Source organism: Natronolimnohabitans sp. A-GB9 (genome assembly GCF_030848565.1).
Lineage (GTDB): Archaea > Halobacteriota > Halobacteria > Halobacteriales > Natrialbaceae > Natronolimnohabitans.
The window spans coordinates 55801-79428 of record NZ_JAVDDV010000014.1 but is presented as its reverse complement, the minus strand read 5'-3'; the positions used below and the strand labels follow the sequence as shown (position 1 = coordinate 79428).

Sequence of the window (23628 nt, the reverse complement as noted above, 5' to 3'; positions counted from 1 at the left end):
CCGTAGCGACGAGCCTCTTCATCGATTGAGTGTATTGCAGCCGCTGCCAAACATTTTTGGAGCGAATCTTATTCGAGGGCAGGAGCAATTGATAACCATGCAATCAGAAGACGACTCGCTGGACGCAGTCTATGATCTTCTCTCTGAGTCACGCCGCCGGTACGTCCTGTACTACTTTTTGGACAACGAACACGCGAACATCGAGGGACTCTCCCTGCAGATTGCAGCCTGGGAACAGGACGTCACTATCACCGGTTCTGATATGGAATCGGTTATCTATAGCGAACCGGTGGCGTCATCGAACTCTGATCGACACCGATAATCGAACGCCGACTTCTTGGACTGTCCAAAGTAAGTGATCAATTCGGAGGTCAGCGTTAGTTCGATAGCGTGGACCGTGTAGCCACCAGTCGACTGCTCATCAGATACACTACCACGTAGAGATTCTACGGTACGGAGGCGGCTTTCTTCATTCGTCAGAATGTAGCCACTTTCGAGCGCTATGGAAACGATATCGCCCGGAACACTAACGTCCAGCCTCATCCCGTGGCAGCGTGCCGCGTCGGCTGGCTAACCCTCGTGCCGGGCGGAGGAGCGATCGTGCTCCCCGATCGGGTGGGCGAGGCCCACCGAGTCGCTTATCGCGTGCCCGGGTTCGCCGTGCTGTCATCGCACCCGAATGGGTCTGCTCGGACGGGGACTAAAGGCACGCACTCCCACGTAGGGGCGTGTGCCGTTTAACCCTTTCAGTGCAGTGTTCAGACTGTCGCGGTCACACTCCTTTTGTTTCGAGGACCCGAGCCATCCCATCGCTTACTGGTCGTGTTCCTCGGGATCGTTGTACGTCCGTGGGTCTGGATTGGGTGCAACGACCTCGCCGTCGCCTGACTGTTCGGCTGCAGAGGAGAATTCACCCGTGCTGTCCGGCGCAGCGCCTCGAGGGCTTCGAGCCACTGGTTTTGATGCATCGTGTCCCGGGCGATGAGGTAGAAGCGCATCTCTTGCATACCGGGATCGTCGGTGAGTTCGTAGAGACGTGTCGCAAGCAACCGGCCGGTCGACTCGGCCATTACGTTGGCGTAGATCTAGGCTCCGACTCGAGTGTGACTTCCAGCGGAGCGGAGACACCGGGTCAGCGGGAGATCGATCAGGGCGTGATGTTCCCGTATCAGTATACGCCAGGAAGCGGGTTCACGATCGACGAATCGTTGTCGTGGCGACCGCAGAGTCTCCCGGAGACATACGAGACGCAGCTGATCACGTACGACTACGCGCAGTCGTACCAGGCGTATCTGTTCACGGCGACGGCCAGCGACGAGACTGGACAAGCCGTCTCACAGCCAGGGGAGAGCCACTCACTCGGAGAGATTTGTGGCTCGCCACCGGAGACGAAACGGAGTTACGTGACTGTTGGCCTCGAGAATCATGGCTCCGGTATCGACTGACGTTCGGTCGTCCACGTCGGTCGGGACTGGGGTTTTTCCTCACTCGCTGTAGTACGCACTGGCCATGAGGTGACTTCCGTGGGCGAAAACGACGATCGACGACGTGCCGCAGCCAAATGCATACACTGCGGTGCGATCGGTATCGTCCACGTCTGGTCCGACGGGACGTGCAAACCGGTGGGTCAGTCGGCGTTCTGTGAGTGTGACGACCCACAACTGCGCGAACTCGAGGACGATCTCGATGCCGACGATGAGCTGCTCTGATACGGGTCGCTGTACCGACTTCCCGGCACGCTTGCAGCCGGATCGAGGGTGTGACGGCACTGGCAAGCACTTCGTACGAAACGACATGAGCCAAGCGAGCGTCCGACGACGCTCATCTCGAGCCGTTTCGAGCTCAGTAGAAATACTCGTTTTCCGGCAGTTGGACGTAGCCGCCGTCGCGGTAGCCGAACTTCCGTTTCTTGTAGGCCAACATGATCTTCGTGGCGTCGAGTCCGGCCGAGTAGCCGCGGGTGATCAGGTCGTTTGCGGCGGTTTGATCGTTGCCTTGCATGTCGTTGACGACGTCGAACGCCCAGTCCCAGTCGGCAGGTTCGTAGTCCGCGACGATATCCGCAAAGGAGACGTTGCGGAGAATCTCGTCGCCGATCGCACGCTTCCAGACGTCGTTGTAGTTCTCGAGGGAGTCGGTTGCGGCCAGTCGGCCGGCGATCTTCCCCGTCCGGACGGCGACGTGGTAGCCGCCTTCGTGAAACGCCGAGGTCGCTCCCATCGCACCGCCGGCGACAGCGATGTTGGCGCCAACGGGCGAGTCGATCGGCTGCGTTGAAGAGATCGGATACGTCTCGGTGCCGTTTGACTTACCGCGCTCCTCGACGACCGGGATGTCGGTCTCGATATCGTACTCGTCGCCGTACTCGAGTTCGAGCAGGCGGCGGATATACTCCGAACCCGACGGGAGCTTCTCGTCGTCCGGTCGCAGGAGCTTGTAGGCGCTTGGATCGTCGACGTCCTCGAGTTCCATCCCGATAGGCATCGTCAGCCCGACGCGAGCGACCGTTCCGTCGTTGGGGAACACCCACGGATAGGCGGTTTCGCCGGGCATGTACCCCCACCAGAACTTGAGCCGGTCGTCCTCGAACAGTTCGTCCGGGAACTCTCGGTACTCCTGGTAGGCGATGTGATTTGCTTCCGGCGGCGAGAGATAATCGGACACGCTGCGACCAGGTGCGGTGAACTGGTCGAGTGCGCCCAACGTGACGCGGCGCTGTGGGCCGTCTGCGAGGACGACGTACTGGGCCTCGAGCTGGTCGCCGTTCGAGAGGGTTAGCGTGTGAGTCGGCCCGTTCGGACTCGAGGCACGCAGGTCTGTTTCGAGGTCTTTGACGCCCGTGCCGACACGGAGGTCGGCGCCCGCGTCCGTGGCGCGTTCGTGGAGCCAGTCGTCCATCCGCGCGCGGTGGAATGTATAGCCAAACTTGGAGTAGTTGGCGTCGATCCCCGTCGTCGTCAGTTCGACGCTCGTCGAGGGACCGATGAACTCAGTGGCTTCGAGCTCCCGAAGAACGACATCGTCGGGGATCTCCCGGATGTCGAAGTCCATGATATCGATCCAGTAGTCGAGCATGCCGGCGGCGTCCGTAGAGTCGGGACCGAGGCCGTCGCGGTCCTCCCGCGGGACGCCCTGTTCGAAGAGGACAGTCTCGGCACCGTGTGCCGCGGCCCGCTCGGCCGCACAGGCCCCTGCGGGCCCGCCACCGACGATCGCGACGTCAACGCGTTCCATACTCCGTTGAGACTCAGCGGCGCATTATTAAATTGCCTGAACGTCCCGCTGGTGGGAACAACTCCCGTGGTTGTTTTCGGTGTCGGCACCGACGGTCGAGAGTCACGCTCTCGCCGTCGCCGCTCGTTCTGCGAGACGAACACTTTTGAGATTGCTACCCGACGCCACGGACATGAGCAATGACGACGCACCCGACGTGCTCGTTCTCCGGAAGGGCACCCACGGGATGCCGGTCGAACAGTACGCCGCGTCGATCCGTGATCGACTCCCCGAGAGGACAGTCGGCCTCGCGCGCACCCCAGCGGAAGAGCGCACAGCGATCGAAGACGCTCGGTTCGTCACCGGAATGACCCTCGACGAGGAACTCCTCGAGGCTGCCGAGAACCTCGAGGTGTTCGCCTGTGCCTACGCTGGGACCGGCCACCTCCCCATCGAGCGACTCGAGGAACGCGGGGTCGCGGTAACGAACGCTTCGGGAGTCCACGGGCCGAATATTGGCGAACACGTCCTGGGGTCGATCCTTCGGTTCACCCGCCGGTTCCACGTCGGCGCTCGCCAGCAGCGACGCCGGGAGTGGCGCCACTACCAGGCATACGAGTTGCAGGGATCGACGGTGACGATCGTTGGATTGGGTGCTCTCGGCGAGGCCGTCGCCGAGCGCCTCGAGCCGTTCGGCGTCAAGACGGTCGGCGTCCGTTACACGCCCGAGAAGGGTGGTCAGACTGACGAAGTGATCGGCTTCGACGACGAGCCGTTCCACGACGCGCTCGCACGGACGGACTACCTCGTCCTCGCCTGTCCGTTGACGGAGACGACGCGCGGACTGATCGATCGGGAGGCGTTCGTCACGCTCGATCCGGACGCCGTCCTCGTCAACGTCGCCCGCGGTCCGGTCGTCGACACCGACGCGCTCGTCGAAGCGCTGCGCTCGAGTTGGATCCGCGGTGCCGCACTCGACGTCACCGATCCGGAGCCGCTGCCCGAGGATCATCCGTTGTGGACCTTCGAGAACGTCCAGATCACGCCACACAACGCCGGCCACACGCCCGAGTACTACGAACGGCTCGCCGACATCGTCGCGACGAACGCCCGTCGGTTCGCCGACGAATCGGACGCGGACCTGAAGAACCAGGTGCTGCCGTAACGTCCTCCCACGCGGTCTCCTGTTCCGATATCCCGGTGCATCCGCAGCCGGGTCGTGGGTGTGTCGGGACTGACGACAGGGGTCCGTATGGATCGTCGGGTACCGATCGACTCGAGTCGACGTCGCGAACTGCAGTTTTTTGGCGCCGACACGTGAACTCGGGGTATGGACCGCACAGCAGCCATCGACCGTGGCCGATCGCATGGACGAAACCGACCGACGACTCGAGGAGGGCGATCGCGATGACGCTCGCGTTCGAGGGGACGGTACTCGTCCCTGCGGCGGATCCGGACGACGGCGAGCGGACTGCGAGGTCGCTCATGCCGTATCTGACGCCGACCAGTACTATCGTCGTCGTCAACGTAATCGAGAAGGCTGGTGGCTCGATCGACAAGGCGCCGATGGACCAGCGCAGGGAGTACGCCGAAGAGATCTTCGAGCGCACGCGCGGCGTCCTCGAGTCGACCGAGACGGCGGTCGAGACGGACGTTCTCTACGGGACCGACGTCGTCGAACGGGTCTTCGACGAGGCCAAGGATCGCGATGTCGACGCCGTCGTGTTCAACCCGCGAAAGGGCAACCGGCTGGCGGAACTGCTCACTGGTGACGTCGCTCGACGGATGGTCAAGGAGGCGTCCGTTCCGGTCGTTGCCTTACCACAGGACGAGTCCTAACACCGTCGACAGACGGCACGACGGCTGCAAAGCGCCGCGAAAAACGTGTTCTTTCCACTCTCCGTTTCGTCCTCCCGAGACAGGTCTCCGATGCAACGAGTTACGGCGTCGGCGTTTCGGTCATATGCTCGTCTTGGTGTGAGTCGTCCGCGTCGATCGACTCCGCGCGGGCGAGCAGTTTCGCGCCCCGGTCACACAAGGTGACGGTGTTGGTGTCGTGATCGAAGTCGACGGCGCCGGCGTCGGCCAGCTTGGGTACGTGGCTGTGACGCAGCGAGAGCTGCACGCGGCGACGCGTCCCGAACAGCGCGTCACCGCAACTGGCGAGGGCGCCGTCGGCTTCCGCGTGGTCTTCGAGTACGAGGTGGTCTGCGAGGTCGGAAAGCGAGACCGGCCCCTCGGTGGCGTCCAGATAGCCGAGCACCGATCGGCGGCGCCGATCCGCGAGCACGTCGAACTGTGAGTCGGTTGCCGAAGGGACGTGCCCGGACGGAGTCGAGAGGGATTCGGGATCGGAGATGACTGGAAGCATATCTCCAGTTGGAATCGATCGCGTATGTACTCCCCGCCAAATCACGTTGGACGGGAATACCGAGCCGACGAACGCTGCGTGTTCGAAACGCCCTCGAAAAGCAGCCAGCGACGGCTGCTTGTCGCTGTCGTCTCCGATCGCGTGAAAAATGACGTTCGGTTCCGAAGCCGATCGCCAGGTTCGTTAGATGTAGCCCTGCTCGAGCAGCAGTTCGCCGTTCAGGACGCTTGCACCGGCGGCACCGCGGATGGTGTTGTGCGCGAGACAGTTGTACTGCAGGTCGAACGTGGACTCACGGAGGCCGCCCGCAGCGATGGCCATGCCATCGCCCAGCGTGCGGTCCATCCGTGGCTGTGGTCGGTCGGGGTCGTCGAAGACGTGGATGAGCTGGTCGGGCGAGGAGGGGAGGTCGATCGAGGGGTACGATTCCATCGCTTCGGCCGCCTCGTCGGGGGTCAGGTCCTCTTCGGTTTCGACCCAGACGTTCTCCAGGTGGCCGTCGATCGTCGGGATACGGTTACAGGAGGCTGCGACCTCGACGCTGTTGTGACTCAGTTCGGCGCCGTCGAACGAGCCGAGCAGCTTCCGGGACTCGGTCTCGAGTTTGTCCTCCTCGCTGCCGATGTAGGGAATCGCGTTGTCGATGATCTCCATCGAGCTGACGCCGTCGTAGCCGGCACCCGAAACGGCTTGCAGGGTCGCGACGTGGACCTTCTCGAGGCCGTACTCCTCGAGAGCGGCCAGCGTCGGGACGAACGTGATCGTCGAGCAGTTGGGGTTTTTGACCATCGCTCCGTCCCAACCGCGCTCGTCGCGCTGGACCTCGAGCAGGTCGATGTGTTCGGCGTTGACCTCCGGAATCACGAGGGGGATGTCGTCGTCCATCCGCCCGTTCGAGGAGTTCGACGAGACGACGTAGCCGGCCTCACAGAAACCGGGCTCGACCTTCTCGCCGACGCTCGAGGGAAGCGACGAGAACAGGAGATCGACGTCGTCAGGTACTGCGTCGGGGTCGGTCTCCGTGACGGTCATCTCCGCGACGTCGTCCGGGATCGGACTGTCGACGCGCCACTTCGCGGCCTGCCGGTAGCTCTTTCCGGCGCTGGATTCGCTTGCGGTCAGTGCTGCGATCTCGAACTCCGGGTGGGGTTCGAGAAGCTGAATTAGTCGCTGTCCAACGGCACCGGTTGCGCCGAGGACGCCAACTCGTGCTGCCATTTTCCCGGACTCAGTGTTGTGTCCGCAAAACCGTTTGGGTTTTCGTCTCTCGGGAGACCGGGACACAATTCGAAGCGCCGTGTACGGCGGCGGGTTTCCGTATCGCTCGGCGTTAAGCGGTCTGTCCTTTGGTTCTCCAGCGTTCACGGCCGTCGAAGTGAACGGGTCGCATAGAAGACGTTAAGAAAACGGAGTGTAATTTATCGACCGATGCAATCGAAACAGGCTCGATCCGACGCGATCGCGAGGTGGTCCCGATGACCAGTTCGACCGCGAACTCGAGCGGCGTCGGTCCGTTCGACACCCGCTTCCAGACCGGTGCCGGCGTCCTCTCGGCAGTGTTGTTCCTCGTCGCGATCTTCATCGGTTGGACGGGGTATCAGGACGGCGAACTGCTCGTCGTCGGTACGGAGATGAACATCGTTACCGGCATAGCCGGTCTCATGATCGTCGGATTCTTCGCCGTCGTCTCACTTGTCGCCGCGCTCTACATGGAGCCCGGATTCGACCACTGAGACGGACCCCTATCCGTCAGAGATCAACACGACGACCCGCGTTCGACCATCCGTTTTCTCGAACTCCGAACGATCACCGACGTGACCTAGCGACGACTCTCGAGGCCGTCTGAGATGTCAGGGATTGAACTCGAGTCAGAAAAGCCGGGTTACGCGGTCGCCGTCTGGGCGCTTTTCTTTCGCGTGACGTAGCCTGCGATCCGATTGCGGACGCCCTTGGACTCGACGTTGGTGAGCTTCTGGACGCTTTCCTTGTTCTGTTCGAAGTCGGTCGTGAACGCGTCCGGGTACCGCTCCAGGAGGAGGTTCCCGGTCTTCTTGACGTAGGCCGGTTTGATTGCCATGTAGGGTGGTTCCGTCCAGAGGCTCTTAATGCCTTTCTCTTCGGCCGTCCGACCGGGGCTGGTCCTGTACGGTCGAAACGAGCGCCTCTCTGACTGTCACACGCGCACAATAACTAGGAATAATACTCGAGTTTAAACCCGAAGACGGGACCAAGTCGGGGCGATGGTGCTCCACTTCAAAGCGGCGACGAGCGTCTATCGGAAGACGTTGCCGTACGTCCTCTTGCAGTTCGGTATCGGCGTACTGTTTGCGAGCCTCGGCGTTCTCTATCTCGGCCTCGTGACGTGGCTCGGCTACCGGTTTCTCGCGGGTGACAGCGGCTGGAGCGTGCTCATCGTCGCGGGCGTGATGGTGCTCGGACTCGTTACCTTCGCGGCCGCGTGGCGGTTGATAAACCGGTACGTCCTCTACCTGGTCAAGACCGGGCACGTCGCCGTCATCGCACACATCGTCGAGGAAGACGAGGTTCCCGACGATCAGATCCGGTACGGACTGGACCAGGTCCGGGAGTACTTCGTCTCCGCGACCGGGCTGTGGACCGTCAGTATGCTGATCGACGCGGTCCTCGAGCAGTTCAATCGCGCCGTCGCCCGGATCCGGAACCTGGTGCCGATCCCGATCCCGTCGCAACTGGAGACGCTGATCGAACTCGTACAGCGGGCGGTCGTCCTCGCGGTCGGCTATCTCGACAACGCGATCATCGCGTACATGTTCGTCGACCGGAACGAGAACCGCTGGCAGTCGGCCCGCGAGGGGCTCGTCTGTTATGGCCAAACGTGGAAGCCGGTGCTTGGATCGACGTTGGTGATCGTCTTCGGGATGTACGCGCTGTCGTTCGTCCTGTTGACGCTGTTGGCGCCGGTCGCGGTCGCGATCGACGTGTTGCCGACCACGTTCGAGGCGCTGTCGTGGCTCGCGATCGCCGGCTGTGTCGCCGTCGTCCACACCGGGATCGTCAAACCGTGGGTGAAGACGGTCGTCATCACGACGTTTCTCATCGAACAACGCGACGAGACGCCCGACGAGGAGACGGAGGCGTGGATCGCAGAGCGCTCCGAGCGGTTCAACGAGGTCGTCGAGAAGGCAGAAAACGACGAGCCACTCGAGGCCGACCGATCGGGGACCGGCTCGACGGCCGAGACAACCGGCGACACCGGCAGCGGTCCTGCGTAGATTACGTTACCACTCCGAGTGCTCGCGAACGCGCTCGAGCGCCTCGCGCTCGCGGGGCCCGCCGGCGCGGTCGACGACGGACGCGTAGTAGTCGAGGCGGTCTCGAAGCGTCGTCTCGTCGTAGCCGTCCACGCCGAGGCGCGAGGCGGCGACAGTGGCTTCGATGACGGCGCCGAACCCGCGGTCGATCGTCGGCACCGTCGTCGATTCGACTGCCGACTCGAGCGGGCGCAGTTCCCACGTTTCCCACTCGGTCCCGTCGTCGCTCCCGGAGTCGATCGGTTCGGCAGCGACGCGGACCCACGCGCTTGCGGACTCGAGGACGGGTTCTTCGCGTTCGGTGATCGAGAGTGCGGCGTCGGTGAAGACGACCGGGTCGTCGACGAACTGGACGTAGCCTTCGCCTTGCCGGTGGAAGTTCCGGCGAGTGCGGGTGTTGCCCCACGTGCGAGCGGTAGCGGGCCCGTTTTCGTCGTCGGCGAACACGCCGAGTGCGGCGAGGTTCCACAGACCGTTCGGTCCCAGCGTCGTGACGATGGTCTCGGTGACGCCGGACAGCGAGACGGGCCACTCGGCGGTCGCGTCCGACTCGGACCGCGGACCGTCGTTCATACGGTTACCACCTCGCGCTCGAGGGCGACGAACAGTCCCGCGGCCGTGAGATCCGCCGTCGTTCCCGGATTGATCCCGCGGTCGACGAGGTCGTCGGCGAAGGCCTCGACGGCGTCCCGGTTGGTCTCGAGAGCGTCGCGTGCGACCAGTTCGGCGGCGCGGTCGGTCACGTCCTGGGCGACGGACTCGCCGCTGCGGGTCGCGACGAGCGTATCGGGGCGTTCGGCCAGCAGCGACAGGAACACGCGTGCCGCACGATCAGTTGGTGGTCCATCGGCATCTGCGAGCCGTTCGGCGGCGGTAAACGTCCGTTCGAACCCCTCGACCCACTCGCGGGCGACGTCGTCGCCCGGGACGCTGCGGCTCATGAGGTCGAGTAACGTAAGGCCACGGTCCTCGAGAGCCGGGATCGCGTCGCTACCGCGGCGGACGTCGAGCGGTTCCAGCTCCGCCGGCGGCTCGTCGACGAAGACGTCGACGTGGTCGAAGGCCCGGTAGAAGTCAGCCGCGTCGGCGACGGTGGTGTCCTCACAGACGGTTTCGAGGGTGGCTTGCGAGAGATCGTCGCGGGCCGCTCGAACGAGGGGAACGAGCAACAGGAGAGCGCCGAACTGCGTGTTACCCCCGCCCTGAGCAGCCATCCCTTCGACGGCCCGTTCGAAAGCCGTCCCGACCGGCTCACCGCGTTCGGCCAGTTCGAGTCCCTCGCGGACTCCGACCGAACTCGCCAGGAAATGATCGAACCACAGGTCCTCGAGGTCGCGATGGCGGTCGACGTTGCCCGGTTTGGGCGTACCCGCGACCTCGAGGAGGAGTGCCAGTTGTGCGTTGTCCGCTGGCGTTCGCATGGCCCTCGCTACGAGTGGTATGGCTTTAGGCGTGTGCTTCTGTTCCTGTCTCGATGGGCTCGGTTCCGTCGAGCCGTCGGTGCCTATCGATCGAGCCGTGGCCCCGAACTAGTTCGGGTGACGTATTACGCTGACGGGAGGGCAACGCCAAGCGATGAGCGACCTCCTGACCCACGAGGTGCCCGCTGCGGCCGATCCTGACGACTGGACGCTTCAGGTGACCGGGACCGTCGAGCGATCGCTTCGACTCACCCTCGCGGAACTCGAGTCGTTACCCCTCGAGACGGAGACCGACGATTTCGCCTGCGCCGAAGGGTGGATCGCGGAGGGGCTCTCGTGGCGAGACGTCCGTGTCGGAACCGTCCTGGAGCGTGCCGATCCACACGCGAGCAGCGAGTACAGCCTCGTTCGGGCGATGGACGAGCGGATATCGCCGGCATACTCGTCTCGACGACGCATACTGGTTTCGTCTCGGGATTGCGTTCGACACCGATAAACGGTAGTCTGTATCGATCGCTGTATTATATCGGCACCCCCACGCGTGGATCCTACTCCCGCGAGGGCGTCGGCTCGCACTCGAGGTAGCGGCCAACGGCTTCGCGAACGCGTGCCAAGACGACTGGATCGTCGCTGGGGCGGCCAATACTGACCGCGTCGGCGCCGTAGTCGACGTACTCGCGGACGGTCGCGTCGTCGCGGACGCCGTTGTTGGCGACGACGAACAGGTCCGTCGCGTCGACGACGTCGCGGACGACCGACTCGGAGTCCATCGCGTCGACGTGAACGAAGTCGGCGCCCGCGGCTTCGAGGTCCCGTGCCAGACGCGGCAGGTCGACACCGGGAACCTCCGTCCGGACTTTCACGCCGACGGTGGCGCCGGTGTCGGCGGCCCGTTCGACGTAGTCATGGAGTCGGTCGCCATCACGCAGGAGCGTCTCACCACAGCCGACCGCACACAGCTCATCCTGTCGGCAGTGGGCGTTGATCTCGAGGAAAGCATCCCGATTTCGACAGATCCGTGCAGCCTCGGGAATCGGATCGGGTGTCGCGCTCCGGACGTTGAACGCCGGCTGGATGGGGGCGTCCTCGAGCGTGGCGAGCTGGCGGTCGATAAAGGCGAGCGGATCGTCGGGGAGAAACTCGTTTCGGTCACGAGCGACCAGTTCTCGAGCAGCCGCTCTGGAGTCGGCGTCGATGGCGATGCCGCCGAGAAACGCCGCGCCGGCGTGGTCGGCACCGGAGCGGGCCCACTGCGCGTCGGCTTCGCCGCTGAGACTGGCGAGGGCAAGCGGCGGCGTGAACATACTCGAGCGTCGGCGTCGAGGGCCTTGAACGTGGTCGTTCGCGCCCTCGCTTGCGGTCGGTTTACTCGACGGCCTCGATCGCGTCGGCGACCGCGCGGGTGACTCGCGCGGCGTCATCGGCGCCGTCGATTCGGATGTCGGTCCGGATCGTCGGGCGGTCGAACGTGGCATCGTCGGCCTCGTCGACGACGAAGGCGTCGGCGAACGGATAGGCCGTCGCGAGGCCCTCGGTGCTTGGCTCGGCATCGACCGCAGCCATGAGATCTCCCGCCGGACCGGAGAAGGCGTCGTCACCGAGAAACGGTGAGATGGCGACGACCGTCGTTCGATCGAGCGCTTCGGCGACACCCGGCAGGGTCAGCATCGGACCGATGCTCGTAACGGGGTTGGACGGACCGATGACGACGGTATCCTCGAGGGCCTCGAGGACGCCCGGTGCGGGTTCGGCGTGTTCGGACCCCCGGAACTCGACGGTCTCGACGGCCGGCTCGCCACGGTTTGCGACCCAGTACTCCTGGAAGTGCATCAGCCCCGATTCCGTGTGGACGAGGCTGGCAACGGGGTCGTCGCTCATCGGAAGCACGTCGATCGTCAGGCCGAACGCGTTGGCGAGGCGGTTGGTCGCCTCCGTTAGCGTGTATCCTTCGTCGAGCAGACTCGTTCGTGTGATGTGGACGGCCCGGTCGCGGTCGCCGATCGTCATGAACTCGGCGACACCCGAGAATCGCCGCCAGTTCGCAAGCTCCCGACCCTCGGTCTGCTTTGCTTCGGGGAGATACTGCGGGCCGTCGGGTAGCCCCGCCGCCTCGGCGAGCTCTGACAGCGCCGCGTTCGTCCGGTGTGTATCGCCGTCGATTCCCCACCACGTCTCCCGGTCGAGGACCCCACCACCCTGAAACAACAGCGTATCGACGTCCGGCGAGACGAACAGCCCGCCGAGTTCGATGTCGTCGCCGGTGTTGGCGACGACGGTGGTCTCCTCCGGCGAGAAGACGGCGCCGGCACCGTCTAACAGCTTCGGCGTTCCGGTGCCTCCGGAGAGGAACGTAACCATGTCCAACACACGCAACCGCGGCTACTTATACTGTCGGACAACAGTCACTGTCGGTCGTACGAGAAAACAGTAGATGAGATACGGTTGACCGTACGTCGAAACGACAGCCCGTATCAGTCGTCCCCGCCAGTCCGTTCCGTGTCGCCGCCGATGCCGTCGGTGTTCTCGACGTGATCGTCGTCGCTCGAGGGATCCGCTCTCGAGAGCGGCTCCTCGAGCCAGTCGCCACGTGTAAACCAGACGTAGGCGATACAGCCGCCGACGACCGTCGAGACCGCGAAGGCGAGCCAGACGCCGTTCGAGCCGACGAGTTCCGCGCCGAGCCACGCAAGCGGGAAGCGGATCACGCCGAGCGTGAGCACGGAGATCACCGCGGCGATCATCGTCCTGCCGGCCCCGCGGAAACCGCCGCTGTAGGCACGCATCACGCCCATAAAGCCGAACGTGAGGGCGGTAACGCGGAGGAACGTCGCCCCTTCCTCGACGACCGCCGGGTCGGTCGTGAAGACGGAGACGATCGGAGCCGCAGCGACGAACGCGACGACGCCGAGGCCGGTGAGGGTACCGAGCATGATCTTCGCGCCGAAGTGGTTCGCCCGCCGTGCTCGGTCCCGGTTTCCGGCGCCGATGTTCTGTCCCGTCATCGTCTCGATCCCCTGGGAGAAGGCGATCGCTGGCAGGAAGATCACCGAGAACACGCGGGTTCCGATTCCGAAGGCGGCGACGACCGTCTCGGGGAACATCGCGATGATGATCAACAGCAAGTTGATCGAGAGCGCCCGTGCGGTCCCCTCGACCGAGGCCGGCGTTCCGATGTCGACCAGCCGTCGCCCGTACTCGAGTTCGGGTTTCATCTCCGACAGCCGGATCCGGACACCGTGGCTCCCCCGGAACAGGATCGCGAGGCCGACGGCGAACGCGAGCGCCCGCGAGAAGACGGTCGCGATGGCGGCGCCTTCGATCCCGGAGCCGGCATACCCTGTCAGCGCGTACAGTTCGGTCTCGAGGCCCCGCAGACCCAGATAGCCGAAGAGGGGGTTGTTCTCGAAGCCGAAGATGAGGAAGGGATCGAGGACGATATTGAGAACGACCGAGCCGAACATCACGAGCATCGGCGTGACGGTGTCTCCGTAGCCGCGCATGAGCGCGAGAAAGACGAAAAAGCCAAACACCGCCACCAGCCCGAGCGAGTAGACCTCCATGTAGGCGGTGACCAGTGGTTCGATATCGGCTTCGGCACCGAGTACGCCGATGACGTCCTCGGCGAACACGTAGCCGAACGCGCCGAGAACGAGCGAAACGACGATCGCGTACGAGACCGTCTGTGACGCGGCGTACTCGGCCTGTTCGGGCTCGTCGGCGCCGGTGTACTGGGCGACGAGGACGCTTCCGGCGACGGAGACGCCGAGCGCGAGCGCGATGAGGAAAAACACCATCGGGAACGCGAAACTGATCGCCGCGAGCGACGTCGTGCTGTGTTGACCCAGCCAGAACGTGTCCGCGAGGTTGTAGGCGACCTGCAGGAGATTGGTGATGACAAGCGGGATCGAGAGATAGATCAGTGGCTTCGCGATCGACCCCGACGTCAGGTCGAGTTCGTCGGGCGATTTGAAGATCGCCTCGAGGTGAGTGCGGAGTCTCACGTCCGATCGACCTCCCGCTCGATGTCGACGAGCGTTCCGAGGTCGGCGTCGGCGAGTGACTGCCGTCGGACTGACGTCTCGAGCAGCGCGGCGTCGGTCGCGTCCACGAGTTCGTCGGTCGTCTCTGTCGAATCCGTCATCTGAAAACTGACTGGCCGGTCAGTCAACCTCGTTCTATCTAACCGGACAGTCGGGCAAGTACCTTTTGGATGGCGATCGGCGGGCAGTGACGACAGGCGACCGTATGACAATACGTTACGGAAAACGGGTGACTAGTCGCCGATCCAGTCGGCGAAACTCCCCTCGAGTAGCGTCTCCGTCTGACGGCGCACGTACTCACGTTGCATCTCCCCGATCGCCGTCTCGAGGTCGGCGCCATCCTCGAGTCGACGGCTGACCTGTTCGTGTTTCCAGCGGGCGGGCGTTACCCCCTGGCGGACCCGTCGACGCAGCGGGTAGAGATACTTCGCGGCTTCCTTCTCGGAGAGTCCGCGGTTGACCAGGCCGTCCTCGGCGTGGTCGAGGAGGTCCTCGTAGAGGTCGAGCTTGTCCGTTGTCTCCTTCCCGTCGTTGGTGATCCAGGTCAGGTCGGCCTCGAGTCCGTCCCGCATCGCCGCGTAGAAGTTCTCTCGGGCAACCGGCCAGTCGAGTTCGACGACGGGATGCTCGAGACGGGTAAAACTCTGGAGGACGCCGGCGAAGGCCGCGAGGAAGGAGATCGAGTCGCGGACGGTCGGCTGGGCTGGGATGGGACGGAACTCGATGCGGGCGTTGGCGGCCGAGCGGGTCGGGCCGCCGAAGACCGGGCGGATCCACCGCCAGTAGGTGCCGTGTTTGCGCCGGAAGTGGGGGAACTGGTCGTCGAAGCGCTCGCCGGGTTCGACGGGCATCGGGACGATGGTGTCGTCGTCTGCGATGCGGTCGATGGCTTCCTCGACGGTCGACAGGTCGCGGGGAAACCGGACCTTTCCCTCACCGGTCGATGGATCGTTCAGGACGGTTTCGAAGACGCTGATCCGGTGTTCCATCCAGCAGTCCTCGAGGATCTCGTCGGGCGTGGCATCGTCGTCGTACAGATCCGCCGGGAAAAACGGCGAGTTGACGCCCAGTGCGAGCAACGGCCCCGCAGCACGGAGCGCGTAGTTGAAGTACTCCGGAAGGTCGGGGGCGTGTGGCACCTGGTAGTGGGGCTGGATCGACGTGATGAGGCTCTCGGGCATGACGGTGTCGGCCTGCAGGGAAACGTGCGGGGTCTCGAGGCGCATGCCGGCGGCGTCGGCCTGGTCGGTGTTTGCCATTGCGTGATACCGGGCCGAGTCGCTCATGTTGGTCGCGATACGGATGGTCCGCTCGTCGCCATCGGGGGTCGAAACCGTCCGCTCAATGCTGTCGGTGAGATACGTCGTCGCGTCCTCTCCCTCGACGGGAATCGTCCAGAGCGAGTCGCTGACCAGCCGCATGCGTTCGGACTGGGTGACGTCGAGTGCGGTCCGCAGGCGGGACTTGACCTCTGCCTCCTGGGCGGTCAGCCCGTCGGCGTTCAGCGGCTGCGGGCTGGTCGTCATCTCCGCGTTGTGGAGCCCGAGTTCCTTCTCGAACCCGATGAGCTCGAGCAGCCGCCGGGGTACGCGCCGTAACGTACAGTCGTCGCTTTTGACGGCGTAGAACTCGTACTCGAGGCCCACGATCGCCTGGGGGTTGTCGAAGACACCGTCGTCGACGGCGTCTTTGATCACCTCGGCGTCGGCCCTGGCTCGCTCGCGAAACTCGTCGCCGTCGACCGACAACACGTCTGCAACCCGCGGTGCGAGATCCTCTGCTGGCATACCTCCGAGTGCGAGCGCGACGGTCTTTAAATCCTGCCCTCGAGTGACGCCTGGAGACGCCGTCGTTCGCCGAGCGAAACGCGTTCGCTTGCGAACGGCTACTCGAGCGCGACGTCTCAGAACCGTTTTACTCCCGCCGGCGATACACACCGCCGATGGAGTTCGCCACGTTCGCCGACCGCGCCGCCGCGATCGAAGCCGAGCCCGCCGATCTCGAGATCGTCGCCCACGTCAGCGACCTCCTCGACGAGGCCGGCGACAGTGAGGACGGCGCCGGGGATGCGGAGCCACGGACCGTCGAGATCGTCGCCCGCTTCGTCCAGGGGCGGGTGTTTCCGGCCTGGGACTCGACGACGCTCGATATCGGTCCTAACGCGTGTTACGAAGCGCTTGCGCGTGCGGCTGGGACGAACGTGCGTAGCGATGACGTCGAGGAGCGCCTCGCCGAGGTCGGCGAGATCGGCGACGTCGCCGCAAGCTACGATTTCGGCGGCCAACAGGGGCTTGGTGCCTTTACCGGCGGTGACGCTGGCGCTGACGATAACGACCTCACCGTTCGCGAGGTCTACGAGACGCTCGTCGACCTTGCCGCTGCCGAGGGATCGGGCAGCCAGGATCGCAAAGTCGACCTCCTGTTTGGACTGTTCAATCGCTGCTCGAGCGAGGAGGCCCGCTATCTCGCCCGGCTGGTCCTCTCTGAGATGCGCATCGGTGTCGGCGAGGGGACGGTGCGGGACGCGATCGGCGAGGCGTTCGACGTCCCCGGGGAGCGAGTCGAACGCGCCCTACAGGTGTCAAACGACTACGGGCAGGTCGCCCGCGTCGCCCGCGAGGAGGGTCTCGAGGGACTCGACGCGATGGAGCTCGAGGTCGGCCGGCCCGTCCAGGCGATGCTCGCACAGGCCGGCACCGTGACCGACGCACTCGAGGAGTGGGACGAGGCCGCAGTGGAGTGGAAATACGACGGAGCCAGAATTCAATTACATCACGAGTTCGATGCTGCTGGCGAGTCGGAGACCAGGGTCTTCTCGCGGAACATGGAGGACGTCACCGACGCGTTGCCCGAGGTCGTCGAGTACGCCGAAGAAACCCTCGAGGAGCCCACCATTCTGGACGGCGAGGTCGTCGCGATCGACGACGACGGCAACCCCCTTCCCTTCCAGGAGGTGCTCAAACGCTTCCGCCGTAAACACGACGTCGCAAAGGCCCGCGAGGACGTCACGGTTCGACCGGTCTTCTTCGACTGTCTGCACGCCGACGGCGAGGACCTCCTCGAGGAGCCACTGACGATCCGCCACGAGCGGCTCCGAGAGGTGCTGATCGACTCCGACACGACGACCGATATCGAACCAGCCGAGATGGACGTCGACGACGAGCGCGACGTCGAGGGGCTGTCCCTGTTGTGGCTGACCGACGACCCCGACGAGATCGAGGCGATCGACGCCGACGCCCTCGAGTCGGGTCACGAGGGGATCATGCTCAAAGACCCCGCGTCGACGTACTCGCCGGGCCGGCGCGGGAAACACTGGCGCAAGCGCAAGCCGGACGTCGAGACGCTCGATTGCGTCGTCACGGGCGCCGAATGGGGCGAGGGCCGCCGGGCGACGTTCCTGGGGACCTTCGAGCTGTCCGTTCGGGACGGCGACGACAGCGCGGAACGAAGTCCCGCTGGCTCTGCGGTGGAACCGCAGAACCTCGAGACGGTCGGCAAGGTCGCGACGGGGATCACCGACGAGAAATTGGCCGAGCTGACCGAGTTGCTCGAGCCCCACATCGCAAGCGAGGAGGGCCAGGAGGTAGATCTCGAGCCCGAAATCGTCTTCGAGGTCGGCTACGAGGAGATCCAGACCTCGCCGACCTACTCTTCCGGGTACGCGCTGCGATTCCCCCGGTTTCTGGGCGTGCGTTCGGATAAGGACCCGGGAGACGCGGATTCACTCGAGCGGATCGAACGCCTCCGGTAGCGGCTTGGCCGACGCGGTCAGTCGCCGAGCTGTTCCGTGGTGATCGTCTCCGAGGACTGTGTCGGGGTGACGGCCTCCGACGACTGTGTGGGCGAAATCGAGTCGAGATGCTGGACGAGCGAACTGCTCACGACCTGCTGGGCGACGTGAAACGCGGTGATGCTTGCGATGACGGCCCCGCCGCCGAACACTGCACCGACCATGACGGAGACGCTCATGTTCTTCATCGAACTGGAGAACAACACCGTGATACAGTCGTCGTTTCGCAGTCCGTGGACGTGTAAGGCGTACGCGAGTCCGGCGCTAAGACAGAGCGCGGCGATCGCGATCGCGCCGACGAACGCGAGATCGAAGGGGCTGACCGAGAGCGTCGAGCCGCCGACACCGGCGTAGATCAGCGCGCCGATCGCCGCGATCGAGAACCCGTCTAACTGGCCGTCGGAGACGGTTCCGTCCGGAACGAGATACGCGAACACGCCAGCGACCGCGATGATCGCGGCGAGTTCGACGACCAGATCGGAGGCGGCGATATCGACCCCCGAGTCGCCGAAAAACGCGATGAGCGACGGCATCACGACCGGCGCAAGCACCATCGAGACGAGGACGATGACAGTCGCCAGCAGCGTATTTCCGCCGCCCAGGCGCGTCCAGATGATCGAACTACCGGCAGCAACCGGCGCGGAGAGAACGATAAGCACGCCGAGCAAGACCTCCCCGGAGAGCACGATGGAGGCGACCGGATACAGTGCGACCGGGACGACCAGATAGAGACAGGCGAGCGAGACGACGACCGGAACCGAGAGGTTCTGCGACGTAAGCTCGCCGAAGCTGAACCCGTAAAACGCCGTGAAGATCAGTCCGGCGACGAGTGCGGGGATGATCGGTTGGAGCGGGGCGGCGAGGTCGGGGTATGCGACGCCGGCGAGCGTCGCGGCGACGACGACGAGCAGCGAACGTTGCGAACGGAGGGCGTTCCAGATGCGGTCCATGTGTCGAGCGATAGCCGCGAGTATTCGAAAGGCCAAATATAGGTCTTTTCAAGCGACCAGATGCGGATGACATTATCTCACATATGCTGTCGAGATGTGCCACCGAAGCCTGTTCGCTCCGTTCATAGGTCCCCTGTCGTCACGTCCTGCCGATCGCCACACGGGGTCGGCGAGCGGCGGCACATCGGGACAGCAGTCCGTATGAGCGACGACAGGTAAGCACCCTTAAGACCCACGGCCAACAGCATCCTCGTATGCAGCCACGCGACCTGTCCGATCACGTCGCTTACGAGGCGGGTCGAGGGATCGAAGAAGTCGCCCGGGAACTCGACCGGGACCCCTCGGAGTTCGTCAAACTCGCCTCCAACGAGAACCCACACGGTCCTTCCCCCGCGGCCGCCGTGGCGCTTCGCGAGGCCGCCTCGAGCGTGAGTTCCTATCCGAAAGCCGCCCACGCAGACCTGACCGCCGCCGTCGCCGACCGCTGGTCGGTCGCCGACGAGCAAGTCTGGCTGGCAAATGGTGGCGACGGTGCGATCGACTACCTCTCTCGAGCGACCCTCGAGCCCGACGATACGGTCCTCGTACCCACCCCCGGCTTCGCCTACTACGGGATGAGCGCCAGATTCCACCACGGCGACGTCCGGGAGTACGCGCTCTCGAAAGCCGAGGAGTTCGAACAGACCGCTGCGGGCGTCCTCGAGTCCTACGACGGCGACCGGATCGTCTACCTCACCAGCCCGCACAACCCCTCGGGGTCGACGATCGCGCTCCCGGAGATCGAGACGATCGCCGAAGAGACCGACGACGACACGCTCGTGGTCGTCGACGAAGCCTACGGCGAGTTCGCCGACCGGGACAGCGCCATCGCGCTGATCGAGGGTCGGGACGGGTTCGACGCCCGCGACGACGTCGCCGTCTTGCGGACGTTCTCGAAGGCCTACGGCCTGGCCGGCGTCCGACTCGGCTACGCCGTCGTGCCCGACTCGTGGGCCGACGCCTACGCCCGCGTGAACACGCCGTTTGCGGCGAGCGAACTCGCCTGTCGAGCCGGGCTGGCCGCACTCGACGACGAGGAACACGTCGAACGCACCGTCGAGACGGCACGGGAGTCCCGCGAGTACATGCGGGAGGAAATCGACGCCCACGTCTGGGAGAGCGAAGGCAACTTCGTCCTCGTCGACGTCGGTGACGCCGAGACCGTCGCCGAGACGATGCAACGACGCGGCGTCATCGTCCGGGACTGTACGAGCTTCGGCCTGCCGGGCTGTATCCGCATCACCTGTGGCACCGACGAGGAGACCGAACGCGCCGTCGAGACGTGCAACGAGGTGCTTGCCGACCTCGAGACCGAAACCGAAGCCGACGCTGGTGGCGACGGCGACGCGAGCATCGACCCGGAGGTGTCCGATACGTGAGGATCGCCGTCACCGGGACGCCGGGAACCGGGAAGACGACCGCAACTGAACTGCTCGCCTCTCGCCTCGACGACGACGAACACCCCGATCTCGAGGCCGTTCACTTGAATACCGTCCTCGAGGAGGAGGGACTCTACACCGAGGTCGACGCCGACCGCGAGAGTAAGGTCGCCGACCTCGACGCGCTCGAGTCGTGGCTCGAGGGTCGCGAGGACGTGTTGATCGAATCGCACCTCGCCCACCACTTCGACGCCGACCGCGTCGCCGTCTTGCGCTGTGCGCCCGAGACTCTCGAGAAGCGTCTGCGCGAGCGCGGCGAAACCGAGGCCAAAGCGGCCGAGAACGCCGAGAGCGAGGCCCTCGACGTCATCCTCGCGGAAGCCGCCGAGGAACACGGCCTCGAGTCGATCTACGAGATCGATACGACCGATCGCGACCCCGAGGCCGTCGCGGACGCTCTCGAGGCGGTCGTGACGGGCGATCGCGAACCGAGCGCCGGCGAGGTCGACTTCGTGGGGTATCTCGAATGACGCTGGACAAGTTTCGGCCGTACGTCTCCCGGTTTCTGGACCCGTTCGTCAAGGGGTTCGATCGCGTCGGAATGACCCCCGACGGGGTGAGCGTGCTCGCGTTCGGGATGGCGGTCCTCGCCGCCGGTGCGTTCTTGCTCGGCGGTCGTGCGGACCCGATCTGGTACGTCGTGGCCGCGGTGTTGGTCTTCCTGAACGGCTGGCTGGACATCATCGACGGCGCACTCGCCCGCGAACAGCAGGTCGCCTCCGCGGGAGGTGACCTCCTCGATCACGTCCTCGACCGGTACGCCGACATCGTCATCATCGGTGGGCTGGCCGCCGGCGTCGAGGACTACTTCCTCGGCTTTCTCGCCGTGACGGGCGTCGTGATGACCTCCTATCTGGGCACGCAGGCCCAGGCCGTCGGCCTCGATCGGGTCTACGGTGGGCTCGTCGGTCGCGCAGATCGGCTGGCGATCATCGGCCTCGTCGGCTTTCTGGCCTATCCGCTTTCGGGTGCCGACCCCGGCGGACTCACGGTGATCGGCTGGCTGCTCGTCTTCCTCGCGGTCGTCGGTCACCTCACCGCACTCCAGCGGTTCGCCCACTCCTGGTCGGCACTGGACTGATTCGGATCGGCTTTCGAACCCATCGTCGACAGTACGGAGTTGCAACCGAAGCTATCAGCGTTTTCTCATCTCGGGACGGCGCCGCATGGTTTATGGCTCGTCACGATAAACGTATCAGCATGGTCCAGTGCGAGATGTGTGGCGCCGAGACGTCGTCCCCGAAAACGATCAAGGTCGAGGGTGCGAAACTCGACGTGTGTTCGAACTGTACGGACTTCGGCACCGAGGTCAAGCAGCCCTCGAGCTCGAGTTCCTCGACGAAGTACTCGACCGATTCGAGTTCAGGTGCCGAGAGTTCAGGCACCTCGAGTGCCTCGACGACCTCGTCGAGTTCTGGTGGTTCGAGCACTCGACAGCGGTCGGACATGTTCGACGACATGGACGAACTCGCGACCGACTACGACGATCGGGTTCGCAAGGCCCGCGAGAACAAGGGACTCAGCCAGTCCGATCTCGCCAACGAGCTCAACGAGAAGTCGAGCCTGATCCGAAAGATCGAGCGCGGTGATACGCTCCCCAGCGACCGCGTCCAGTCGAAACTCGAGCGGTTCCTCGAGATCGATCTGAGTGCCGAAGGCGGATCTGGCGAGGATTCGGAGTGGTCCGGCGGCTCCGCCTCGGGTAGCTACACGCTCGGGGACGTCGTCAAGCGAAAGGACTGATCCCACGGGTCGGCCTCGAGCGGTGGCTGACGTCGGGTTCGCCGCTCGATACCGACCGTATGCTCGCCGTAGCGACTGGTCGACTCGACCGAGACCGCCCGCAGACGTCGCCGACTCGCAAGCTATTTCTTCTGTGCGAAAAGCTGTGCCAGTATGTTCGTCCTCGTCAACCTGAAGACGTACCCCTGTGATCCCGTCGCGGTCGCCGAAGCTGTCCGCGACGTCGACGAATCCACCGACGCCCGCCTCGCGGTCGCACCGCAGGCGGCCCACCTCGAGCGCGTAGCCGACACGGGCGTCGAGACGTGGGCCCAACACGTCGACCCGATCGACCACGGCAGCAACACCGGCCACACGCTGGCGGAGTCGGTCGCCGACGCGGGCGCGGTCGGGACGCTGATCAACCACTCCGAGCAGCGGCTGAAACTGGCCGACATCGACGGTTCCGTCCGCGCGGCCGAACGCGCCGGCCTCGAGACTGTCGTCTGTGCGAACAATCCCGAACAGATCGGTGCGGCAGCAGCTCTCGGTCCGGACGCGGTCGCCGTCGAACCCCCGGAACTGATCGGTACCGGGACGCCGGTTAGCCAGGCTGATCCCGATATCGTCGAGGACGCCGTCGCGGCGGCCGAAGCCGTCGACGACGACGTCTCGGTGCTCTGTGGCGCCGGTATCAGCACCGGCGACGACGTCGTCGCAGCCGACGAACTCGGCGCCGAGGGCGTCCTGCTGGCAAGCGGCGTCGCGAAGGCCGACGATCCCGTGGCCGCACTCGAGGACCTCGTCGAACCGCTGTGAGATAACCGATCGCAGTCGCGACTCGTAGCCACCCCGCCGGACGACTTTTCCCGCCGGTCGTACAGTCATCGAGTATGAGTGATACGCACGCTCACTCGATCGGTGTCACGCTCGAGAACCGCCTGATGAGCCACGGGATCTACCTCACATCGTGGCAGCCGCTGCCGCCCGACGCCGACGAGGGGGGCGACGGCGCATCGAACGAGTCGGCCGATATCGAGACGACCGACGGCGACCTCCCGGATGGAGTCGGGCTCGCCGTCGAGTACGAGACCGTCTCCGAGTCACCCGTCGTGGACAGCAACGAGGTCGGCGCCGTCGTCCGGACGCTGCTCGACATCGCCGACGAACGCGACTGGACGCCAGGGCGGTTCGAGGCGACTTCGTACTCGACCGACGGCGAGTTGCGGGGGCAGTGGCACGTCGAGCGGGCGTGGTTCGACGGTCTCGGGCTCGAAATCGACGACCTCGAGTTCTCACAGCGAGTTCTCGGGACGATCGGTCGGACCGACGACGCAAGCGCCGAGTGACTGA

General features: G+C 64.7%; 26 protein-coding genes and 2 pseudogenes. 15 read left to right on the top strand and 13 right to left on the bottom strand.

Going from position 1 to position 23628, the window contains the following annotated elements; translation table 11 throughout:
• Positions 1-322: pseudogene (locus RBH26_RS15895) on the top strand (hypothetical protein); the annotation flags it as partial.
• A 436-nt stretch (positions 323-758) separates the two neighbouring features.
• Here the strand turns inward: RBH26_RS15895 and RBH26_RS15890 are convergent.
• Positions 759-1085: pseudogene (locus RBH26_RS15890) on the bottom strand (manganese catalase family protein); the annotation flags it as partial.
• 18 nt (positions 1086-1103) lie between these two features.
• Here RBH26_RS15890 and RBH26_RS15885 point away from each other — a divergent pair.
• Positions 1104-1445 carry a hypothetical protein gene (locus tag RBH26_RS15885; RefSeq protein ID WP_306759359.1) on the top strand — a complete coding sequence of 114 codons (342 nt, stop codon included), beginning with the start codon at positions 1104-1106 and terminating at the stop codon, positions 1443-1445.
• Positions 1446-1523: 78 nt separating this feature from the next.
• Positions 1524-1709, top strand: a complete 186-nt coding sequence (locus tag RBH26_RS15880; protein ID WP_306759358.1) for a hypothetical protein — start codon at positions 1524-1526, stop codon at positions 1707-1709.
• Positions 1710-1842: 133 nt separating this feature from the next.
• Here RBH26_RS15880 and RBH26_RS15875 read toward each other — a convergent pair whose 3' ends face one another.
• On the bottom strand, positions 1843-3234 hold the full coding sequence (locus RBH26_RS15875; protein ID WP_306759357.1) for an NAD(P)/FAD-dependent oxidoreductase: 1392 nt from the start codon (positions 3232-3234) through the stop codon (positions 1843-1845).
• A gap of 172 nt (positions 3235-3406) precedes the next feature.
• Between RBH26_RS15875 and RBH26_RS15870 the strand changes: the two genes are divergently transcribed.
• Both RBH26_RS15870 and RBH26_RS15865 read left to right on the top strand, forming a co-directional pair.
• Positions 3407-4378, top strand: a complete 972-nt coding sequence (locus tag RBH26_RS15870) for a D-2-hydroxyacid dehydrogenase (RefSeq protein WP_306759356.1) — start codon at positions 3407-3409, stop codon at positions 4376-4378.
• 242 nt (positions 4379-4620) lie between these two features.
• Positions 4621-5052 (top strand): universal stress protein, encoded by a 432-nt coding sequence (locus tag RBH26_RS15865; RefSeq protein WP_306759355.1) that lies wholly within the window; start codon positions 4621-4623, stop codon positions 5050-5052.
• Between the two features lie 100 nt (positions 5053-5152).
• On the opposite strand, the gene RBH26_RS15860 is transcribed toward RBH26_RS15865, so the two are convergent.
• Both RBH26_RS15860 and asd read right to left on the bottom strand, forming a co-directional pair.
• A complete protein-coding gene (locus RBH26_RS15860) occupies positions 5153-5584 on the bottom strand; it encodes an ArsR family transcriptional regulator (protein WP_306759354.1) in 432 nt (143 codons plus the stop codon).
• Positions 5585-5767: 183 nt separating this feature from the next.
• Positions 5768-6802, bottom strand: a complete 1035-nt coding sequence (gene asd, locus RBH26_RS15855) for an aspartate-semialdehyde dehydrogenase (RefSeq protein ID WP_306759353.1) — start codon at positions 6800-6802, stop codon at positions 5768-5770.
• A gap of 257 nt (positions 6803-7059) precedes the next feature.
• Here asd and RBH26_RS15850 point away from each other — a divergent pair, with 257 nt between their 5' ends.
• A complete protein-coding gene (locus tag RBH26_RS15850; protein WP_306759352.1) occupies positions 7060-7317 on the top strand; it encodes a hypothetical protein in 258 nt (85 codons plus the stop codon).
• Positions 7318-7466: 149 nt separating this feature from the next.
• Here RBH26_RS15850 and RBH26_RS15845 read toward each other — a convergent pair whose 3' ends face one another.
• On the bottom strand, positions 7467-7661 hold the full coding sequence (locus RBH26_RS15845; protein WP_306759351.1) for a 30S ribosomal protein S17e: 195 nt from the start codon (positions 7659-7661) through the stop codon (positions 7467-7469).
• 163 nt (positions 7662-7824) lie between these two features.
• Here RBH26_RS15845 and RBH26_RS15840 point away from each other — a divergent pair, with 163 nt between their 5' ends.
• The gene (locus tag RBH26_RS15840) at positions 7825-8835 is read left to right on the top strand and encodes a hypothetical protein (RefSeq protein WP_306759350.1); all 1011 of its coding nucleotides are present in this window, start codon (positions 7825-7827) and stop codon (positions 8833-8835) included.
• Between the two features lie 6 nt (positions 8836-8841).
• Here the strand turns inward: RBH26_RS15840 and RBH26_RS15835 are convergent, their stop codons facing one another.
• Both RBH26_RS15835 and RBH26_RS15830 read right to left on the bottom strand, forming a co-directional pair.
• Entirely contained in the window at positions 8842-9447 is a 606-nt protein-coding gene (locus RBH26_RS15835; protein ID WP_306759349.1) for a DUF447 domain-containing protein, read from the bottom strand.
• Positions 9444-10295, bottom strand: a complete 852-nt coding sequence (locus RBH26_RS15830; protein ID WP_306759348.1) for a triphosphoribosyl-dephospho-CoA synthase — start codon at positions 10293-10295, stop codon at positions 9444-9446. Before RBH26_RS15830 ends, RBH26_RS15835 begins: the two co-directional genes overlap by 4 nt.
• A gap of 154 nt (positions 10296-10449) precedes the next feature.
• Between RBH26_RS15830 and RBH26_RS15825 the strand changes: the two genes are divergently transcribed.
• Positions 10450-10791 (top strand): molybdopterin-dependent oxidoreductase, encoded by a 342-nt coding sequence (locus tag RBH26_RS15825; RefSeq protein ID WP_306759347.1) that lies wholly within the window; start codon positions 10450-10452, stop codon positions 10789-10791.
• 52 nt (positions 10792-10843) lie between these two features.
• Here RBH26_RS15825 and RBH26_RS15820 read toward each other — a convergent pair whose 3' ends face one another.
• From RBH26_RS15820 to RBH26_RS15800, 5 genes are all read right to left on the bottom strand, one after another.
• Positions 10844-11599: a tRNA-dihydrouridine synthase gene (locus tag RBH26_RS15820; protein WP_306759346.1), complete on the bottom strand. Its 756-nt coding sequence runs from the start codon at positions 11597-11599 to the stop codon at positions 10844-10846.
• Between the two features lie 61 nt (positions 11600-11660).
• Positions 11661-12653, bottom strand: coding sequence for a 2-phospho-L-lactate transferase (gene cofD / locus RBH26_RS15815; RefSeq protein WP_306759345.1), 993 nt, complete (start codon positions 12651-12653; stop codon positions 11661-11663).
• Between the two features lie 113 nt (positions 12654-12766).
• On the bottom strand, positions 12767-14296 hold the full coding sequence (locus RBH26_RS15810; protein WP_306759344.1) for an MATE family efflux transporter: 1530 nt from the start codon (positions 14294-14296) through the stop codon (positions 12767-12769).
• Positions 14293-14436 (bottom strand): hypothetical protein, encoded by a 144-nt coding sequence (locus tag RBH26_RS15805; protein WP_306759343.1) that lies wholly within the window; start codon positions 14434-14436, stop codon positions 14293-14295. Before RBH26_RS15805 ends, RBH26_RS15810 begins: the two co-directional genes overlap by 4 nt.
• 132 nt (positions 14437-14568) lie before the next feature.
• The gene (locus tag RBH26_RS15800; RefSeq protein ID WP_306759342.1) at positions 14569-16122 is read right to left on the bottom strand and encodes a hypothetical protein; all 1554 of its coding nucleotides are present in this window, start codon (positions 16120-16122) and stop codon (positions 14569-14571) included.
• Between the two features lie 155 nt (positions 16123-16277).
• Between RBH26_RS15800 and ligA the strand changes: the two genes are divergently transcribed.
• Positions 16278-18086, top strand: a complete 1809-nt coding sequence (gene ligA, locus RBH26_RS15795) for an ATP-dependent DNA ligase LigA (protein WP_306759341.1) — start codon at positions 16278-16280, stop codon at positions 18084-18086.
• A gap of 17 nt (positions 18087-18103) precedes the next feature.
• Here ligA and RBH26_RS15790 read toward each other — a convergent pair whose 3' ends face one another.
• Positions 18104-19075 carry a bile acid:sodium symporter gene (locus RBH26_RS15790; protein ID WP_306759340.1) on the bottom strand — a complete coding sequence of 324 codons (972 nt, stop codon included), beginning with the start codon at positions 19073-19075 and terminating at the stop codon, positions 18104-18106.
• Positions 19076-19329: 254 nt separating this feature from the next.
• Between RBH26_RS15790 and hisC the strand changes: the two genes are divergently transcribed.
• From hisC to RBH26_RS15760, 6 genes are all read left to right on the top strand, one after another.
• Entirely contained in the window at positions 19330-20493 is a 1164-nt protein-coding gene (gene hisC / locus RBH26_RS15785; protein ID WP_306759339.1) for a histidinol-phosphate transaminase, read from the top strand.
• Positions 20490-21023, top strand: a complete 534-nt coding sequence (locus RBH26_RS15780; protein WP_306759338.1) for an adenylate kinase family protein — start codon at positions 20490-20492, stop codon at positions 21021-21023. Before hisC ends, RBH26_RS15780 begins: the two co-directional genes overlap by 4 nt.
• Positions 21020-21634: a CDP-alcohol phosphatidyltransferase family protein gene (locus tag RBH26_RS15775; protein WP_306759337.1), complete on the top strand. Its 615-nt coding sequence runs from the start codon at positions 21020-21022 to the stop codon at positions 21632-21634. Before RBH26_RS15780 ends, RBH26_RS15775 begins: the two co-directional genes overlap by 4 nt.
• A 119-nt stretch (positions 21635-21753) precedes the next feature.
• The gene (locus tag RBH26_RS15770; protein WP_306759336.1) at positions 21754-22296 is read left to right on the top strand and encodes a multiprotein bridging factor aMBF1; all 543 of its coding nucleotides are present in this window, start codon (positions 21754-21756) and stop codon (positions 22294-22296) included.
• Between the two features lie 153 nt (positions 22297-22449).
• Positions 22450-23094 (top strand): triose-phosphate isomerase, encoded by a 645-nt coding sequence (tpiA, locus tag RBH26_RS15765; protein ID WP_306759335.1) that lies wholly within the window; start codon positions 22450-22452, stop codon positions 23092-23094.
• A gap of 74 nt (positions 23095-23168) precedes the next feature.
• Positions 23169-23624, top strand: a complete 456-nt coding sequence (locus tag RBH26_RS15760; protein ID WP_306759334.1) for a hypothetical protein — start codon at positions 23169-23171, stop codon at positions 23622-23624.
• The last annotated feature ends 4 nt before the right edge of the window (positions 23625-23628 follow it).